At 50.9% G+C, this 18,402-nt stretch carries 14 protein-coding genes and 1 pseudogene; 7 read left to right on the forward strand and 8 right to left on the reverse strand.

Going from position 1 to position 18,402, the window contains the following annotated elements:
• The first annotated feature begins 45 nt into the window (after positions 1-45).
• On the forward strand, positions 46-1,155 hold the full coding sequence (locus AC5JPW_RS06155; RefSeq protein ID WP_494238919.1) for a YcbX family protein: 1,110 nt from the start codon (positions 46-48) through the stop codon (positions 1,153-1,155).
• On the opposite strand, the gene zapC is transcribed toward AC5JPW_RS06155, so the two are convergent.
• Both zapC and pyrD read right to left on the reverse strand, forming a co-directional pair.
• The gene (zapC, locus tag AC5JPW_RS06160; protein ID WP_494238920.1) at positions 1,152-1,694 is read right to left on the reverse strand and encodes a cell division protein ZapC; all 543 of its coding nucleotides are present in this window, start codon (positions 1,692-1,694) and stop codon (positions 1,152-1,154) included. The two genes, AC5JPW_RS06155 and zapC, sit on opposite strands and share 4 nt — an antisense overlap.
• Positions 1,695-1,864: 170 nt before the next feature.
• The gene (gene pyrD, locus AC5JPW_RS06165) at positions 1,865-2,875 is read right to left on the reverse strand and encodes a quinone-dependent dihydroorotate dehydrogenase (RefSeq protein WP_494238922.1); all 1,011 of its coding nucleotides are present in this window, start codon (positions 2,873-2,875) and stop codon (positions 1,865-1,867) included.
• A 247-nt stretch (positions 2,876-3,122) separates the two neighbouring features.
• Here pyrD and ssuE point away from each other — a divergent pair, with 247 nt between their 5' ends.
• Positions 3,123-3,713 (forward strand): NADPH-dependent FMN reductase, encoded by a 591-nt coding sequence (gene ssuE, locus AC5JPW_RS06170; RefSeq protein WP_494238923.1) that lies wholly within the window; start codon positions 3,123-3,125, stop codon positions 3,711-3,713.
• A 50-nt stretch (positions 3,714-3,763) separates the two neighbouring features.
• On the opposite strand, the gene pepN is transcribed toward ssuE, so the two are convergent.
• Complete coding sequence (gene pepN, locus AC5JPW_RS06175; protein ID WP_494238925.1) at positions 3,764-6,376, reverse strand: aminopeptidase N; 2,613 nt, start codon at positions 6,374-6,376, stop codon at positions 3,764-3,766.
• 266 nt (positions 6,377-6,642) lie between these two features.
• Here pepN and pncB point away from each other — a divergent pair, with 266 nt between their 5' ends.
• Positions 6,643-7,845, forward strand: a complete 1,203-nt coding sequence (pncB, locus tag AC5JPW_RS06180) for a nicotinate phosphoribosyltransferase (RefSeq protein ID WP_494238926.1) — start codon at positions 6,643-6,645, stop codon at positions 7,843-7,845.
• A 111-nt stretch (positions 7,846-7,956) separates the two neighbouring features.
• Here the strand turns inward: pncB and AC5JPW_RS06185 are convergent.
• A pseudogene (locus AC5JPW_RS06185) lies at positions 7,957-8,055 on the reverse strand (hypothetical protein); the annotation flags it as partial.
• Positions 8,056-8,457: 402 nt separating this feature from the next.
• On the reverse strand, positions 8,458-9,672 hold the full coding sequence (dpaL, locus tag AC5JPW_RS06190) for a diaminopropionate ammonia-lyase (protein WP_494238928.1): 1,215 nt from the start codon (positions 9,670-9,672) through the stop codon (positions 8,458-8,460).
• A gap of 299 nt (positions 9,673-9,971) precedes the next feature.
• Between dpaL and AC5JPW_RS06195 the strand changes: the two genes are divergently transcribed.
• The 4 genes from AC5JPW_RS06195 (at position 9,972) to AC5JPW_RS06210 (ending at position 15,071) form a co-directional block, all read left to right on the forward strand.
• A complete protein-coding gene (locus AC5JPW_RS06195) occupies positions 9,972-10,433 on the forward strand; it encodes an Lrp/AsnC family transcriptional regulator (RefSeq protein ID WP_494238929.1) in 462 nt (153 codons plus the stop codon).
• Positions 10,434-10,632: 199 nt separating this feature from the next.
• Positions 10,633-12,033, forward strand: coding sequence for an asparagine--tRNA ligase (gene asnS / locus AC5JPW_RS06200; RefSeq protein WP_494238930.1), 1,401 nt, complete (start codon positions 10,633-10,635; stop codon positions 12,031-12,033).
• 588 nt (positions 12,034-12,621) lie between these two features.
• Entirely contained in the window at positions 12,622-13,692 is a 1,071-nt protein-coding gene (gene ompF / locus AC5JPW_RS06205; RefSeq protein WP_494238932.1) for a porin OmpF, read from the forward strand.
• A 188-nt stretch (positions 13,693-13,880) separates the two neighbouring features.
• The gene (locus AC5JPW_RS06210) at positions 13,881-15,071 is read left to right on the forward strand and encodes an amino acid aminotransferase (protein WP_494238933.1); all 1,191 of its coding nucleotides are present in this window, start codon (positions 13,881-13,883) and stop codon (positions 15,069-15,071) included.
• 45 nt (positions 15,072-15,116) lie between these two features.
• On the opposite strand, the gene AC5JPW_RS06215 is transcribed toward AC5JPW_RS06210, so the two are convergent.
• The 3 genes from AC5JPW_RS06215 to ldtD form a co-directional block, all read right to left on the reverse strand.
• A complete protein-coding gene (locus AC5JPW_RS06215; protein ID WP_494238934.1) occupies positions 15,117-15,764 on the reverse strand; it encodes an MBL fold metallo-hydrolase in 648 nt (215 codons plus the stop codon).
• A gap of 28 nt (positions 15,765-15,792) precedes the next feature.
• Positions 15,793-16,341 carry a peptidoglycan L,D-endopeptidase MepK gene (gene mepK / locus AC5JPW_RS06220; protein ID WP_494238936.1) on the reverse strand — a complete coding sequence of 183 codons (549 nt, stop codon included), beginning with the start codon at positions 16,339-16,341 and terminating at the stop codon, positions 15,793-15,795.
• 186 nt (positions 16,342-16,527) lie between these two features.
• Complete coding sequence (ldtD, locus tag AC5JPW_RS06225) at positions 16,528-18,390, reverse strand: L,D-transpeptidase (RefSeq protein ID WP_494238937.1); 1,863 nt, start codon at positions 18,388-18,390, stop codon at positions 16,528-16,530.
• Positions 18,391-18,402 lie beyond the last annotated feature (12 nt).

Below are 18,402 nucleotides of genomic sequence, written 5' to 3' on the forward strand. Positions count from 1 at the left end.
ATGTCATAAAGTTGAGGGCTTATTTTCGTTCATTGAGGAAATGGCGTGGCTACGCTCTCGCGTCTTTTTATCCATCCTGTTAAATCCATGCGCGGTATTGGCCTGACACACGCCCTGGCAGACAGCAGCGGTTTGTCATTTGATCGTGTATTTATGGTCACGCAAAAGGATGGCACCTTTATTACCGCCCGCCAGTATCCGCAAATGGTTCGCTTTACTCCCTCACCACTGACTGACGGCCTCCATTTAACCGCGCCAGATGGCACCAGTGCTATCGTGCGTTTCGCTGACTTTGCCCCGCAGGGTGAACCGACTGAAGTCTGGGGCAACCATTTCACCGCTCTGATCGCACCTGAAACCATTAACCTCTGGCTGAGTGGCTTTTTCGGGCGTGAAGTCCAGTTGCGCTGGGTGGGTCCGCAACTGACACGCCGGGTGAAACGCTTTGATGATGTCCCCCTCTCCTTCGCTGACGGTTTTCCATTCTTATTAACCAACGAAGCATCACTGCGCGATTTACAAAACCGTTGCCCCGCCAGCGTTAAAATGGAGCAGTTTCGCCCTAACCTGGTCGTCACCGGTGTGCAAGCCTGGGAAGAGGATACGTGGAAAGTGATTCGCATTGGCGACGTGATGTTCGACGTGGTTAAACCCTGCAGCCGCTGTGTTTTCACGACCGTCAGTCCGGAACGCGGACAAAAACATCCCGCGGGTGAACCGCTCACCACATTAACCCGCTTTCGTACCGCACAGGACAACGGCGAGGTCGATTTCGGCCAGAATCTGATTGCCCGTAACAGCGGGGTGGTGCGTGTCGGCGACGAGGTAGTCGTGCTCAGCCGCGCACCGGCAAAACCCTACGGTGCGGGCAAGGTTGTTGAATCTGTCGAGCAGGAAGAACAAGCGGTTGGCGAAGTGGATATTGTCTGGGAAGGACAGCAATTTCGCGGGAATAATCAGCAAATCTTACTCGAACAACTGGAAAACCAGGGCATTCGCGTACCTTACTCATGCCGGGCAGGAATTTGTGGGTGCTGCCGTATCACACTTCTCGAAGGGGAAGTCAGTCCGTTAAAAAAATCGGCCATTTCTGCCGATGGTTCCATTCTGAGCTGCAGTTGCGTTCCCAAAACCTCATTACGGCTGGAGAGTTAAACGGCCTGTTCGAAACTGAAACTGTCAGCGTTAAGCTGCGGTTTCAGCCTGTCGTTCATCACCTTGATGGCATCACCTAACTGCATGGTGCGCCCGGCAATCACAACACCTGGCTGTGCCAGCAGACAAAGGGCTGCATTATCACCGGATTCCACCACCAGCAGACTCACCGATTCACCGGTATCACTCAGGGAAACGCTGGCAGCCATACCCGGCGCGGGGGACCACGGCGCATTGTGACTCATGAAATGCCAGCTTTTCGGCATTTGCGGTTTCAGGAAGCGAATCGCCACCAGCGCATTGAGTACCAGCTCCGCACGCTGCTCATTGCTGAGCGTCAAATCCCGACATTTCTCGTCGAAGGAGAAATAGAGAGCGGCGTCATCAACACAGAAGCCACTGGGGGAAAAAGCATCAGGCGTGAGCATTTTGCGAGCAAAACGTGAACGGAAAATCATGCCATTGGCCAAATCGAGCATCATACGATCATGCTCTTCATCGAAAAACCAACGCCAATTATCATCAGGTTTAATTCGCATGCTGTTCTCCCCTCCCCATATTCATCCCTTGACCCTTAAATCCTTATTTGCCGTTTCGCTTATTACCAGAATTAAGAAAAGACTAAAATGTACAAATTAGCAACAATGAGGGAATATAAATCAACCAGGGCTCGAAATAAAGCCCTGGTGCGGTAAATAGAGAGAAAAGATTAGATGTGGGTAACGATTTCTTTAATCAGCGGTGGACCTTTAAAAATAAAGCCAGAATAAATCTGAACCAGCGAGGCGCCAGCTTCCAGCTTCTCGCGTGCGGCAATGACAGAATCGATCCCACCGACGCCAATAATTGGCAGGCTTCCTTTTAATTCCGCAGAGAGACGACGAATAATTTCTGTACTCTTTAATTGCAATGGACGGCCACTTAACCCACCCGTTTCATTACAATGTTTCATTCCCTGAACCAGGGATCTTTCAAGCGTCGTATTGGTCGCAATGACGCCATCAATATTGTGGCGAACTAAACTGTCGGCCACCTGGATCAATTCTTCTTCAGAAAGATCCGGCGCGATCTTCACGGCGACTGGAACATATTTATGGTGGATCTGTTGAAGGGCCGATTGTTTATTTTTTATCGCACTTAACAGGTCATCCAGCGCTTCGCCATATTGTAATGAGCGAAGGCCCGGTGTATTTGGCGACGAGATATTAATGGCAATATAACCGGCATAAGCATAGATTTTTTCCATACAAATCAGATAGTCATCTTTACCTTGCTCAACGGGCGTGTCTTTATTTTTGCCAATGTTAATGCCTAATACGCCGTCAAAATGGGCTTTTTTCACATTCTCCACGAGATTATCAACACCGTGGTTATTAAAGCCCATTCGGTTGATCAAACCTTCCGCTTCCACCAGGCGGAAGATCCGCGGCTTGTCGTTACCCGGTTGCGGGCGAGGAGTGACAGTGCCAATCTCAATCGCACCAAAACCCATCGCGGCCAGGGCGTCAATGCATTCACCGTTTTTATCAAGTCCAGCCGCCAGACCCAGCGGGTTTTTGAACGTCAGGCCCATGCATTGCACTGGCTTCTCCGGCAGGCGCTGGCGCACAAGCGCTTCAAGCGGCGTCCCTGAGACACGGCGTAACTGCTGGAATGTAAATTCATGAGCGCGCTCTGGATCGAGCTGGAAAAGGGCTTTACGAACGAAGGGGTAGTACATGAACTCTCCTGGATTCCCGGTGTGCAAACCGGGGGCGTATTATCTGTGATTACCAGCAGAAATGGAATTGACCTGGGGCAAAAAAACGTCCATTGAACGCAATCGTTTTCTTATCAACCCATTTATATGCATTTTTCATCTGATTTACGCCAAATAAATTATTTAAAGGAATAAAAAAGCTCTGCCACACTGCACTTAATTGTTATCGATGATAGTAAAATGCTAACTACGGTTATAAGGAGCAATTATGCGAGTGGTTACTTTGGCGGGAAGCCCACGCTACCCATCACGTTCCAGCGCATTGCTGGAATATGCCCGTGAGCGCCTGAGTGCGTTGGATGTTGAAGTCTGTCACTGGCACCTGCATAACTTCGTCCCGGAAGATCTGTTGTATGCCCGTTTTGAAAGCCCTGCACTGCAAGCCCTGATTGAGCAACTGGCCGATGCTGATGGGCTAATTGTCGCCACACCCGTGTACAAGGCCTCTTTTTCAGGCGCGTTGAAAACGTTGCTGGATCTGCTTCCCGAGCGTGCGCTGGAGGGAAAAGTGGTCTTGCCTGTTGCCACCGGCGGTACCGTCGCCCATATGCTGGCGGTCGATTATGCACTCAAACCGGTGCTCAATGCCCTGAAAGCACAGGAGATTTTGCACGGTGTGTTTGCCGATGACAGTCAGATTATTGATTATCAGCATAAACCGAGCTTCACGCCTAATTTGCAGTCTCGTCTGGACGCGTCCCTTGAAACATTCTGGCAGGCGCTGCACCGCCGTGATTTTCAGGCACCGTCATACCACTACACTCAGGGCGCGGGGCAGAGACAACGGATTGAAGGGTAACAAAGAGGGGAAAAAGCCGGGAGGACAACACTGCCCCACCCGGCCTGAGCTTAGGCCAGCGCTTTGCTGACCTTTTCGAACAGATCACCGGAGAGGTTTTCCAGCCCCTTCAGCTGTTCCAGTGCCGAACGCATCAGCACCTGACGCTTAGCATCGTAGCGTTTCAGGCGAATCAGCGGCTCAATGAGTCGTGATGCCACCTGCGGGTTACGGCTATTCAACTCAGTGAGCATCTCCACCAGGAACTGGTAACCGCTGCCGTCTGCCGCATGGAATGCGGCCGGGTTGCTGCCAGCAAACGCGCCGATCAGCGAACGGATGCGGTTCGGATTACTGAGGCTGAACGAGCGGTGATTCAACAGATCGCGTACGGTTTCCAGCACATTGTCTGCCGGGCTGGTCGCTTGCAGAATCAACCACTTATCCATCACCAGTCCGTCATGATGCCACTTGTCGTCATACTCCTGCATCAATGCATCACGGCACGGCAGTTGCGCGGCCACGGCAGCAGAGAGTGCCGCGAGCGCATCGGTCATGTTATCCGCATTGTGATACTGCTGGCTGACTAACTTATCGGCCAGTTGCGCATCACCAAACGCGATGTAGCGCAAGCAGGTGTTACGCAGTGAACGCTTGCCAATATCCGCATGCTCAACGCGATAAGTCTCAAGCTTATTGGCGTTGTAAATCGCCAGCACTTCATCTGCCAGTTCAGTTGCCAGCGTGCGGGTCAGTGCTTCACGTACCGCAGAGATGGCAATCGGATCGATGACATCGAACAGCTCGGCAATCTCATTCGCCGACGGCAGGGTCAGGATTTCTGCAGCCAGCGCAGGATCGATTTTCTCATCCAGCAGAATGGCGCGGAAGGCATCGGCCACATGCAACGGTAATGACAGCGGTTGGCCCTGCTGCTGACGGGCAACGTTAAGTTTGATATGGGTTGCCAACAGGCTTTGCGCCGCATCCCAACGAGAGAAATCATTGCTGGCATGACGCATCAGGAACGTCAGTTGCTGATCGCTCCATTTATATTCCAGTTTTACCGGTGCTGAAAATTCGCGCAGCAGCGACGGTACCGGCTGGAAGTAGACGTTGTCGAAGACAAACGTCTGCTCCGGCTGGGTAACGTTCAGGACATGGTGTACCTGGTGGCCGTCTTTTTGCAGCGGAATCACTTTGCCTTCATTGTCGTAAAGCTCAATGTCGAACGGGATATGCAGCGGGTGTTTTTCCTGCTGCTCAGCCGTTGGCAGTGTGCGTTGACTGATGGTTAAGGTGTACTGCTCCGTTGCCGGGTTGTAGTCGTCATGCACGGTCACAATTGGCGTGCCGGCCTGGCTGTACCAGCGGCGGAAATGGGAGAGATCGACATTGGAGGCATCTTCCATCGCCTGCACGAAGTCGTCGCAGGTGGCGGCGCTGCCGTCATGACGCTCAAAATAGAGCTGCATCCCTTTCTGGAAGTTCTCTTCGCCCAGCAGGGTGTGGATCATACGGATAATTTCAGAACCCTTTTCATACACCGTCAGGGTGTAGAAGTTGTTCATCTCAATGACTTTATCCGGGCGAATCGGGTGCGCCATCGGACTGGCGTCTTCGGCAAACTGCAGGCCACGCATGGTTCGCACGTTGCTGATACGGTTTACCGCACGTGAACCCAGATCGGAACTGAACTCCTGATCGCGGAAAACGGTTAACCCCTCTTTCAGGCTCAGCTGGAACCAGTCGCGACAGGTGACGCGGTTACCGGTCCAGTTATGGAAATATTCATGGCCAATCACGCGCTCGATATCGAGGTAATCTTTGTCAGTTGCGGTATCGGTACGGGCCAGCACGTATTTGGAGTTAAAGACGTTAAGACCTTTATTCTCCATCGCTCCCATATTAAAGAAGTCGACGGCGACGATCATATAGATGTCGAGGTCATATTCGAGGCCAAAACGGGTTTCATCCCACTTCATGGAATTTTGCAGCGAGGTCATCGCCCACGGCGCGCGGTCAAGGTTGCCGCGGTCAACGTAGAGTTCCAGTGCCACCTCACGCCCGGAACGGGTGGTGAAGGTATCGCGCAGAACATCAAAATCACCGGCCACCAGGGCAAACAGGTAGCACGGTTTCGGGAACGGATCTTCCCACTTCATCCAGTGGCGACCGTTTTCCAGTTCGCCCTGATCGACACGGTTACCGTTAGAAAGCAGGAACGGATACTCTGCTTTATCAGCAATCAGCGTCGTGGTGAAGCGCGCCAGCACATCCGGACGATCAAGGTACCAGGTAATATGGCGGAAACCTTCAGCCTCACACTGAGTACACAATGCTTCTCCGGATTTATAGAGACCTTCCAGCGCCGTATTCGCCGCCGGGCTGATTTCATTCACGATACGCAGCGTAAAACGTTCCGGCAGATTGTCGATGACCAGTTGGTTATCTTCTTCTTTATAGTATGTCCACGGCTGGTCGTTAACATGAAGGGAGACCAGCGTCAGGTCTTCACCATCCAGACGCAGTGGCACGGCAGTGGCATTTTGACGAGTAATGGTACTCAGCGCCGTGACGACGGTTTTTGCGGCATCCAGGTCAAAGGTCAAGTCAATATCGCTAATCAGGTAATCCGGCGCACGGTAGTCGTGGCGGTATTTGGCTTGTGGCTGTTGTGTCATAAAAAACCTTTAGCATCTTCTGTTGGTTACGTCTCCAGTCTATTCCTGTTGCCAGAATCCCGCCACGCAGAATGTTTAACTTTTCAGATGGAAACGCTCTGTTTGCTACATTTTGCTAACATGCGGCACGAAATGCCCTCGACCCGTTTTGCGCTATATGGTGTGATCGGGGTTCAATAAATCAATAAACAAGGTATACTCCAGCGGTTTTCACCTGCTTTGTTTATTGTACTAAACGCTCCTGTGAGAGGATGCTACGGCGCACCATGACTCAATTTGCTCACCCTGTTCTGCAGACGCTGCTGGATACTGATGCCTACAAATTGCATATGCAGCAGGCGGTGTATCACCACTACTACGATGTGCATGTAACGGCGGAATTCCGCTGCCGTGGCGACGACCTGCTTGGTATTTATGCAGAAGCAATCCGGGAAGAAGTCGACGCTATGCAGCATCTGCGCCTTCAGGACGACGAGTATCAATGGCTTTCAGGGCTGCCGTTTTTTGAGAGCGATTATCTGAACTGGCTGCGCGATTTTCGCTACGATCCTCGCCAGGTTGTCGTGACCAACGACAACGGCAAGTTACACATTCGCCTCTCAGGCCCGTGGCGCGAAGTGATCATGTGGGAAGTTCCTCTGCTGGCGGTTATCAGTGAGCTGGTTCATCGCTATCGTTCACCAGAAGCGGGTGTACAGCAGGCTCTTCTGCATCTTGAAACAAAACTGGCGGATTTTGCTACCCGCACGGAAGGTCTGGATATGTCCGGCTTCCGTCTGATGGATTTTGGCACCCGCCGTCGTTTCTCACGCGACGTGCAGGATGCCATTGTCGCCCGTCTCAAGCAGGAACCCTGGTTTATCGGCACCAGCAATTACGATCTGGCCCGCCGCTTGTCATTAACGCCAATGGGAACCCAGGCACACGAGTGGTTCCAGGCGCATCAGCAAATCAGCCCGGATCTGGCAACCAGCCAACGTGCAGCCCTGGCAGCCTGGCTTGACGAATACCCAACGCAATTGGGGATTGCCCTGACCGACTGCATCACCATGGACGCCTTCCTGCGTGATTTCGGGCCGGAGTTTGCTGAACGCTATCAGGGCTTACGTCATGATTCCGGGGATCCGGTTGAGTGGGGCGAGAAAGCCATTGCCCACTATGAGAAACTCGGTATTGATCCGTTATCGAAGACGCTGATTTTCTCTGACAATCTGGACCTGAATAAAGCACTTGATCTGTACCGCCACTTTGCGGCGCGGGTAAACCTTGGCTTTGGTATTGGCACCCGCCTGACCTGCGACATTCCTGACGTTAAGCCGTTGAATATCGTTATCAAACTGGTGGAGTGTAACGGCAAGCCGGTCGCGAAATTATCCGACAGCCCGGGTAAAACCATTTGTCACGATAAAGCCTTCGTCCGCGCGCTACGTGAAGCCTTCGACCTGCCACAGATTAAAAAAGCCAGCTGATGCTGGCTTTTCTCTTTAGTGATTGTCGGTATGTCAGCCCCGCAGCAGAATGTTGCCCTTCTCGTCCGTCTCATCACCATTACCCAGGAAAACAAAACAGCCGGGAACCTATTGCAGGAAAGCACCAAAATCCTCCGAGATCATCATTTGTGCCACATTGCCATCCACATTCTCCTCACCCACCACGTTTTGTGCCGCTTTCAGGACTACCGGACGTAAGGGGCAGATACCCGCGTCCTGTAAAGTGGCAATGACTTCCAGTCCGGCCATCACGCCGTAATTGCTGTCATACAAGCCGCCTGTTCCAACCGTATCGATATACTACCCCATCATCACCATAGGAAGATCCTGCTCGCCCGCATAAATGCCGGTGACATTACCAATGGCATCGATACGAATGGCCAGGCCTAACGCTTTCATAGCAGTACCAAATAAATCCAAAACCCAGACGGTGTCTTCGTTGTGCCACCGGGTAACATCTTTATATTCTATTTTCCTAATGCTGTTTCGTTTTTGATGGCTGATATTCTCTTCATCGTTGCGCGTTGTCGCGTATTTTTTATTTAAGAGTTTTTATTCAGCGGGTATGTAGGGCACCCTTTATTTATTATTTCAGGCGTTACGTCCGAACCAGACGATATCTTCGTAGATATCCGGTGAGGTATCGCCTTCGGTGCTTATTAATAAAACATGCGAGTGAGCATTTAACATCAAGCGTTCTCTTAGCTCCTGATAACACGCCTGGCTCATCAACTCGTAAATTAATCCGGCACCAATAGCACCTGACTCACCGGCAATAAAGGCCGCGTCCGTTCCGGGGCGTGGTGCGGCCAAAATACGCATTCCGTTTGCTGCTATCTTGTCGTCAGCAGAAATAAAGCAGGCTGTATTATCACGAATAATCGGCCAACTGACCGTATTGGGCTCACCGCACGCCAACCCAGCCATCAGTGTCGACATATCGCCTCCGACCGCATGAGGCTCGCCGTCATTGACCACTGCCGAACGGTAGAGGCAATTGGCTTTATGCGGTTCAACGACAATCACCGTCGGGGCTTTCTCTTTCATTTTTTCGATGAGGTAGCCCATGATGCTGCCAGCAAAGGAGCCAACACCGGCCTGTAAAATCAGGTGAGTTGGAAGCTGACTTTCGCCGTCCGACAGCTGGTTATAGGCTTCTATCGCCAGCGTCATATAACCCTGCATTATCCAGGTGGGGATCTGCTCATAGCCCTTCCAGGCCGTATCCTGCAGCAGCACCCAGCCTTTCTCCTGCGCCAGAGAATCTGCAAGCCGCACTGTATCGTCATAGTTCAGTTCGGTAATCATGCACTCAGCACCGTGCTGACGGATATTTTTCGCCCGCACCGGCGAAGAGCCTTTAGGCATCAATACCACTGCTTTCAATCCGAGTTGCTCAGCCGCCCAGGCGACACCACGCCCATGATTGCCGTCTGTGGCTGTCACGAAGACAATATCCGCGATGCGCACTTTCAGCTCCGGCGCATTAAGATCCGCAAACGACAGAGACTGAATATCCCGTTCCAGTTTTTGCGCCAGATATTTCCCGACCGCATATGAACCGCCCAGACCTTTAAAAGCATTAAGACCAAAACGTGCAGACTCATCTTTAATATGTAAAGAACCCAGCCCCAGCCGTTGACTTAAATAAGGCAAATGGCGCAGCGGCGTCACTGAGTATTGAGAAAATTTCTGATGAAATGCCAGAACCTCTTCCCCAACATATTCATTAAGCACATTCAGGTCAGCACCTTGACCGTAGGGTTTCATTCTTTCATTAAATTTATATTCGATTATATTCACCATAGCAGACCTTATTTTTCACCTGTGCATAAATTGCTATTTTTTGTATAAGCACTCATGAAGACATTGTTCTGAACAAATACGCAATGACGATTGCGGGAAAAATAAAATGACGGGCTTACATCAACTCTCACGATGTTTATCCGTTGTTTATTCCACTGACTGAAATGGTACTATGCATAAACCAATTAAATGGTGCAAAATTGTTGGTGGATACGCAATTTTCACCCTGATTAGCTCAGCATACGCAACAAAATTGCGCGAAGCGATCGCTATCACACTTCAAGAGGCAGCAAAAATTCATGAAGCTCGATAACTGGGATAAAAAAATACTCACTCTGTTACAGCGCAACAATCGTCTTTCCCAACGCGAGATAGCCGATCAGGTGAGCCTTTCACCTTCTGCGGTCAACAGGCGAATTGCCGCACTTGAAGAGTCAGGATTTATCAGTGCCAATATCAGCGTGGTTAACGCCAGCATGGTGGGTCGCCCCATTACCATCATGGCTCAGGTGAAAATTAAAAATGAACGCCTCGATCTGCTTGAAGAGGCCAAACTGCGCTTCGTAAAATGCCTACAGGTGCAGCAGGTTTACTATGTGACCGGCAATTACGATTTTCTGCTGGTGATGAATGTCCGCGACATGGCCGAGTATGAGTCGCTAACCCGCGAGCTTTTTTTTGCCTCCGGGAACATTAAATCCTTCAACACCATTGTCTCTATGCAAAACGCCAAGCAACAAATGACCGTTATCATCGAATAAGTTGCTAAAAGGTACCCTGAACGGTCATGTCCATCATGTCAGGATGTGGAAATGGCCCTCTGTCTCGATTTATTTCCGAAATCTCTCCTTCCGCTGTTAATTCTGCTTGTCTGATGGCGCTCGCCAGGTAACATAGGTATCCCCCCTTTTCGGGCGGATAAATGATTATTTTTTCCAGACAATTAACAGAGAGAATATTATGAGCGTTGTGCCTGTAGCCGACGTCATCCATAGCCGCGTTGCCGTTGACCAAGAAGTCACCGTACGTGGATGGGTGCGCACCCGCCGAGATTCAAAAGCTGGCATCTCCTTCCTCGCCGTTTATGACGGTTCCTGCTTTGATCCTGTACAGGCCGTTATTAATAATTCTCTGCCCAATTATAATGAAGACGTGTTGCGACTGACTACCGGCTGCTCCGTCGTTGTCACCGGCAAAGTGGTTGAATCTCCGGGTGAAGGCCAGAGCTTTGAGATTCAGGCGACACACGTTGAAGTGACCGGCTGGGTTGAAGATCCTGATACCTATCCGATGGCAGCCAAACGTCACAGCATTGAATACCTGCGTGAAGTTGCGCACCTGCGTCCGCGTACCAACATGATTGGTGCCGTCGCACGTGTTCGTCACACGCTGGCGCAAGCGCTGCACCGCTTCTTCGATGAGCAAGGTTTCTTCTGGGTCTCTACCCCGTTGATTACCGCTTCTGACACCGAAGGTGCAGGCGAGATGTTCCGCGTATCGACTCTGGATCTGGAAAACCTGCCGCGTAACGATCAGGGCAAAGTCGATTACGACAAAGACTTCTTTGGGAAAGAGTCGTTCCTGACAGTTTCTGGTCAGCTTAATGGCGAAACCTATGCCTGTGCGTTGTCCAAAATTTACACCTTTGGCCCCACCTTCCGTGCAGAAAACTCCAACACTAGTCGCCATCTGGCAGAGTTCTGGATGCTGGAGCCGGAAGTAGCGTTTGCCGATCTGGAAGATAACGCCCGTCTGGCCGAAGCCATGCTGAAGTACGCCTTCAACGCCGTACTGACTGAACGTATGGACGACCTGAAGTTCTTCGCTGAACGTGTAGACAAAGATGCAATTGCGCGTCTGGAGCGTTTCGTTGCCGCAGACTTCGCGCAGGTGGACTACACCGATGCAGTCACCATTCTGGAAAACTGCGGTCAGACGTTCGAAAACCCTGTTTACTGGGGCGTCGATCTCTCTTCCGAGCACGAACGTTATCTCGCAGAGAAACACTTCAAAGCACCAGTCGTTGTGAAAAACTACCCGAAAGACATTAAGGCCTTCTATATGCGCCTTAACGATGACGGTAAAACCGTAGCGGCAATGGACGTTCTGGCGCCAGGCATTGGTGAAATCATCGGTGGCTCTCAGCGTGAAGAGCGTCTGGACGTGCTGGATGCGCGTATGGCTGAAATGGGTCTTAATAAAGAAGACTACTGGTGGTATCGCGACCTGCGTCGTTATGGCACCGTGCCGCACTCCGGTTTCGGACTCGGTTTCGAACGCCTGATCGCTTATGTCACCGGCGTGCAGAACGTTCGTGATGTGATCCCGTTCCCACGTACACCGCGCAGCGCAACTTTCTAAAATTAAATAAGGCCGGCAAATGCTGGCCTTTTTCTTTTATTGTCATATTTGCAACATCTGATGCTGGTATCTTCATCTCGCAGCCTGCCCTTTACCTTCTCTTACATTTCTTCCCTGAAATATCCCTGCATAAAAAAATTCACACACACTCCTTGCGGGTTAGTTTTTCCTCAACTGATAGCACATTTGGATAAAATTCACACAGCAATCCGGATGGCTAAATTGCACCATAAGCAAAAGCAGGATAAGAACGATTCCTGAATAAGGAACGCCTTTATCTCAATTAAATATAAGTAATTCATATAAATAGGATTGGATTGGTTGAATTTATCGCCGATTGGCTTCGAAGTTTGAGTTGGTTCACAAAGTTCCTCAGAATTCATAAATTCTTACACATAATTGCTTTTTGTTACTGCTTTACGACATTTGTAGCACTTTCAGGCTAGCGAAACGATTATATGAATGGAAAGATGCCTCTCAGACACAGAAAGACACCAAACTCTCATCAATAGTTCCGTAAATTTTTATTGACGGAATTTATTGAAGGCAGTGGCAGGTGTTCAAAAAAACCAATGAGGGTAATAAATAATGATGAAGCGCAATATCCTGGCAGTGGTTATCCCTGCCCTGCTGGTAGCTGGCACAGCTAACGCTGCCGAAATCTACAACAAAAACGGCAACAAAGTTGATCTGTATGGTAAAGCAGTTGGCCTGCATTACTTCTCTCAGAACAACGGTGACAACAGCTACGGCGGCAACGGCGACAAAACCTATGCTCGTCTGGGCTTCAAAGGCGAAACCAAAATCAACGATCAACTGACCGGTTACGGCCAGTGGGAATACAACTTCCAGGGTAACAACTCTGAAGGTTCTGATGCTCAGACTGGCAACAAAACCCGTCTGGCATTCGCTGGTCTGAAATTTGGCGACGCAGGCTCCTTCGACTACGGTCGTAACTACGGCCTGGTATACGATGCAATCGGCGTGACCGATATGCTGCCAGAGTTCGGTGGTGACACTGGTAACTCTGATAACTTCTTCTCTGGCCGTAACGGTGGTCTGGCGACTTACCGTAACAGCAACTTCTTCGGTCTGGTCGATGGCCTGAACTTCGGTGTTCAGTACCTCGGTAAAAACGAGCGTACCGACGCAACCCGTTCTAACGGCGACGGCTGGGCAGGTTCTGTAAGCTATGATTTCGAAGGCTTCGGCGTTGTTGGTGCTTATGGCGCGGCTGACCGCACCAATGCACAGCAGGCTCTGGCTCTGGGTCACGGCGATAAAGCTGAGCAGTGGGCAACTGGCCTGAAATACGATGCTAACAACATCTACCTGGCAGCACTGTACGGTGAAAGCCGTAACGCTACCCGTCTGAACAGCGGCTACCTGAACAAAACTCAGGACTTCTCTGTTGTTGCACAGTACCAGTTCGACTTCGGCCTGCGTCCGTCCGTCGCTTACTACAAATCTAAAGCGAAAGATGTTGAAGGTATCGGTAGCGAAGAGTACATCAACTACGTTGAAGTTGGCGCGACTTACTACTTCAACAAAAACATGTCTACCTATGTTGATTACATCATCAACCAGATCGACAAAGACAACAAACTGGGCGTAGCTTCCGACGACACCGTCGCTGTTGGTATCGTTTACCAGTTCTAATCAGTCATCCTCGACTGTTATATGCATATCAAACAGGGCCTTCGGCCCTGTTTTTTTATTTCTGACTGGTCAATAAATTCTATCCTGCAAAAAGGCGCACGCTTTTTATCGCAAACGGTTGGCAATCGAGGGTTCTACCGTTAACCTGATAGCGGACCTCCCTTCTGTCACCAAAATGGAACCTCGTCATGTTTGAGAATATTACCGCTGCCCCTGCAGACCCTATTCTGGGTTTAGCCGATCTGTTTCGCGCCGATGAACGTCCGACCAAAATCAACCTGGGTATTGGTGTCTACAAAGACGAAACCGGCAACACCCCTGTCCTGACCAGCGTAAAAAAAGCTGAACAATATTTGCTGGAAAATGAAACCACCAAGAACTACCTCGGTATCGACGGTATTCCTGCGTTTGGTCGTTGCACCCAGGAGCTGCTGTTCGGAAAGGGCAGCGCAATCATTAATGACAAGCGTGCACGTACTGCACAAACTCCGGGTGGCACGGGTGGCCTGCGTGTTGCAGCCGATTTCCTCTCCAACAACACCTCAGCCAAACGTATCTGGGTAAGTAATCCTAGCTGGCCAAACCATAAAGGCGTGTTCAATTCCGCTGGTCTGGAAGTGTGTGATTACACTTATTACGACGCTGAAAAGCATGCGCTGGATTTTGACGGGATGCTGGCGAGCCTTGAAGGTGCGGTAGCCGGTGACGTGGTATTGTTCCACGGCTGCTGCCATAACCCGACCGGTATCGATCCTACACTTGAGCAGTGGGAAACGCTGGCAAAACTTTCTGTTGAGAAAGGCTGGTTGCCGCTGTTTGACTTCGCCTATCAGGGCTTTGCCCGCGGTCTGGAAGAAGATGCTGAAGGCCTGCGCGCCTTTGCCGCTCTGCATGACGAGTTGATTGTCGCCAGTTCCTTCTCCAAGAACTTTGGCCTCTACAATGAGCGTGTAGGCGCATGTACGCTGGTCACCACGGATAGCGAAACCGCTGACCGCGCATTCAGTCAGATGAAAGCAACCATCCGTGCTAACTACTCTAACCCACCTGCGCACGGTGCTGCTGTCGTCGCCACCATTCTTGGCAACGATGCACTGCGTGCCATCTGGGAACAAGAACTGACGGATATGCGTCAACGCATTCAACGTATGCGTCTGCTGTTCGTCAACACGCTGCAGGATAAAGGCGCAAACCGTGACTTTAGCTTCATCACCAGACAGAACGGCATGTTCTCATTTAGCGGGCTGACTAAAGAGCAGGTGTTACGTCTTCGTGAGGAGTTCGGTGTTTATGCTGTCGCATCAGGTCGTGTTAACGTGGCGGGTATGACGCCAGATAACATGTCACCACTGTGCGAAGCGATTGTCGCTGTGCTGTAAAAGATGGCGAGATAAAAAAAGCCGCTTAATGCGGCTTTTTTTTATTTACCAGACAGGGAGTTCATCCTGCAGGAAGGGGTTGTGCAATCGTTCATTACCCAGGGTGGAAATCGGACCATGACCGGGAACGAAAGTCACATCATCACCAAGCGGCAATAATTTAGTTTTGATGGAATCAATCAGTTGTCCGTGATTTCCTTTCGGGAAGTCACTGCGTCCCACGCCACCTTTGAAAATAACATCGCCAGAGATCAGCAGTCTTGATTGCGCATCAAAAAAGACGATATGGCCCGGCGTATGACCGGGGCAATGCAGCACCTGCAAATTGACCTTGCCTACACTCACCGCCTCCCCTTCGTTTAACCAACGATCGGGGGTTAACGGCTGGCAGTCATCCAGACCAAACATGCGGCTCTGTGCAGGCAGGCCCTGAAGCCAAAACTCATCTTCTTTTTCCGGCCCGATAACGGGAACACCGTAATGCTGCGCCAGCTCAGCGGCTGCCCCCACATGATCCAGATGACCGTGCGTGAGCAAAATCTGGGTTAACGTTACACCAGAAGCATCTACTTCTTGCTTGATGCGTTCTGCATCACCACCAGGGTCCACCACGGCAGCAAGTCGGGTTTCTTCACACCAGATTAATGAACAATTCTGGGAGAATGCGGTAACCGGAATAATACGATAGTTCATGCTGCTCCTGTCTGTTTCTGTCTGAGGATTACCAGTGCCGTAACGGCCCGGTATCAATATGCACAAAGTCACTGCTGGGGTAATATCCTACACCACCCGCACGCAGAGATAACGCAGCTTTGCGAACATTGCTCAGAGAAATCCCTTCGATGTGAAAATCCATCGCCTGCCCCTTGGTGTGATAGCTGTTTTTTGCTACCCCACGGCTGTGAGCACGGAGTTCATTGTTGGTATCTACCGAACGGTACCCCGAAATCAGTTGCACCGGCTTGCGTGTTCCCAGTAAGCCCTGCAGGCGGAAAATCTGATCAAACAATTGCGGATCGATGGTCTTTATTTTATTCGCGCGATAATCACGGAAAAAATGATTTAGTTTTGCTAGTTCGTCCTGAATATAGCCCTTACCATCGAAAAACTCGGCCTTAATAGATTCTCCAGTATGAAGATTATTCAGCGTTAAAATACGCGGGCGTGGTGTTGATAGGGTTGCAAATGCACGTTGGGGTAAGATGGCTGCACCAAGGGCAATACCACCTAACGCCAACAATTTGCGGCGATTAGCGTCAAATTTGTCCATGATATTCAGGTCTTCAAGAAAGCAAAGTGATCGTATTTTATGCACTTTTGTTGCGCACGAAAGGCACCTTACCGGGCAAAAACGCCCACGTCAAGGCAGCCTGACCCCAGGAAAGACGGGCCTTACAGCATATCAGGCCCATTTCCCCCAGGTATTACGACAACGATGTTTTCAGAACGTCTTCATTTACCTGATTAATTGTTCAGCTTTCGCCAGAATTTGTGCACCGGATCGCGCCGTCAGATCGTAATTGTAAATATCTGTACGATATTGTGTACGCCCATCAGCACCTACAAATGCAGTCAAATAATAAAGATTAACGGGAATATTCTGACGAATATTAACGTAGCGGGTATCCCCTTCTTTTAGCGCGTCGGAAATGCGTGAATCATTCCAGCCTGCATCCTGCAACAACATATTGGCCAGTTCCGAGGCTTTATTCACCCTCACGCAGCCAGAACTCAACGCACGCGCGTCTTTCTGGAACAGGTTATGGTTCGGCGTGTCATGCAGATAAATGGCGTCAGAACTCGGCATATTGAATTTGTAGCGTCCAAGTGAGTTCTGCGCTCCTGGCGCCTGCTGGAAGCGGAATGGCAGATTGGATGGTGTGATGGTTGCCCAGTCGACCATCCCGGGGTCGATCGCCTCTTTACTGTTCCAGCCTCGCATTACGGTATAGCCGTGACGTTCGAGGTAGCCTGGGTCGTTCCAGACTTTAGGCAAAATATCTTTGCGCGCCAGCGTCGGCGGCACATTCCACGGTGGGTTAACGACCACATTGTTAAGCGCACTGCTCATCATTGGCGTTTTACGATCCGGACGCCCCACGATCACCCGTGACGCAAGCACCTCATTACCGTTCAGGTAATAGACCAGTGAGTATTCCGGAATGTTCACCATAATGCCCGTGGATAATTTACCCGGCAGCAGACGAAGGCGCTGGATGTTGAGGGCCAGTACGCCCGCACGCTGTGCAGGGGTAACGTTAAGCCAGTCACGCGTTGCGGTGCCAATCACGCCATCAGCGTGTAAGCCTTGCGCAGTCTGGAAGCGTTTTACGGCCTCAACCAGTTTGCGATCATACTCGCTGCGTAACGTCGTTGCTGGCTGGCCTTTTTTAGCCTGCTGCAACGGAGCCGGTGTCGCTGATTGCTTCGCATCAACCGCAATGGCTGAAGGGCTCACCACTGCATCCGTCGCGGTATCACCTGGCAACGCGATTTTAGGCTGCTCATCCATCATGCCACTACGCTGTAAAATCTCGCGTAGCGCAGGCACATCGTTGCTCCACTGACCTGGGCGCAGTGAGGTTGTTGCCGTAAGCTGCGGCCACGGATTATTGTCCGCCACCAGCGTCAGCAAGGACTGATGCAGAGCACTATATTGCGGATGCCGAGGCGCAAGGCTGGTGATAAAACGGGAGACGTCGCCGTTGTCCAGCGCCACCTGCCATTGGTTGATGACCGACAGCGGAGGCATGTCCATAGCGTAAGGTTTGCTACTGTAGAGCCAGCGATTACCTTTCACGGGGATACTGGCAACAAAGTGCAGGTAGCCCATCATTGCATCTGAGAGCACCACATCCCTTGCCATACCCGTCACACCCGGGTCGGTGAGTAATTCAACCCATGCAGTAAACTGCGGCTGAAAGCCGGCAATAGCAACTTCAGCAAGTTGCTGCTGAAATGCCTGAACGGCCTCACGATTCTCCCACAATGGTTTCATCTCCCGGGCTGCGTACAACGCAGCGAGAGAGTTCATATAGACAGGAGTCCAGTTAGCGGGTAATACACTTTGCAGCGACGTGCGAGCATTTGCTGCAGCGTTTGCCATCGGGAAAGGCGCCAACCCAGCCATCATCGCCGTAGCAGGAGATTGCGCCAGCGGCTGGGTTAACGCAGTGGGTTGATCGCCCAGTGTTGCTGAACTATCAACGGGTACTACTTCAGGCTCATCAGCCTGTGCACTAAACAGCGGAGCGAGTACGAATGTCAGGCATAAACCTAATGCGGACATCCGACGACCATACGACTTCATAAGCAACATCCCTTGCCCCCT

The organism is Phytobacter sp. (assembly GCF_059074235.1).

Bases quoted from the DNA above. Each gene is read 5' to 3' on its own strand.
- zapC (WP_494238920.1), bottom strand. From the start codon at position 1,694: ATGCGAATTAAACCTGATGATAATTGGCGTTGGTTTTTCGATGAAGAG.
- pyrD (WP_494238922.1), bottom strand. From the start codon at position 2,875: ATGTACTACCCCTTCGTTCGTAAAGCCCTTTTCCAGCTCGATCCAGAG.
- ssuE (WP_494238923.1), top strand. From the start codon at position 3,123: ATGCGAGTGGTTACTTTGGCGGGAAGCCCACGCTACCCATCACGTTCC.
- pepN (WP_494238925.1), bottom strand. From the start codon at position 6,376: ATGACACAACAGCCACAAGCCAAATACCGCCACGACTACCGTGCGCCG.
- pncB (WP_494238926.1), top strand. From the start codon at position 6,643: ATGACTCAATTTGCTCACCCTGTTCTGCAGACGCTGCTGGATACTGAT.
- dpaL (WP_494238928.1), bottom strand. From the start codon at position 9,672: ATGGTGAATATAATCGAATATAAATTTAATGAAAGAATGAAACCCTAC.
- AC5JPW_RS06195 (WP_494238929.1), top strand. From the start codon at position 9,972: ATGAAGCTCGATAACTGGGATAAAAAAATACTCACTCTGTTACAGCGC.
- asnS (WP_494238930.1), top strand. From the start codon at position 10,633: ATGAGCGTTGTGCCTGTAGCCGACGTCATCCATAGCCGCGTTGCCGTT.
- ompF (WP_494238932.1), top strand. From the start codon at position 12,622: ATGATGAAGCGCAATATCCTGGCAGTGGTTATCCCTGCCCTGCTGGTA.
- AC5JPW_RS06210 (WP_494238933.1), top strand. From the start codon at position 13,881: ATGTTTGAGAATATTACCGCTGCCCCTGCAGACCCTATTCTGGGTTTA.
- AC5JPW_RS06215 (WP_494238934.1), bottom strand. From the start codon at position 15,764: ATGAACTATCGTATTATTCCGGTTACCGCATTCTCCCAGAATTGTTCA.
- mepK (WP_494238936.1), bottom strand. From the start codon at position 16,341: ATGGACAAATTTGACGCTAATCGCCGCAAATTGTTGGCGTTAGGTGGT.
- ldtD (WP_494238937.1), bottom strand. From the start codon at position 18,390: ATGTTGCTTATGAAGTCGTATGGTCGTCGGATGTCCGCATTAGGTTTA.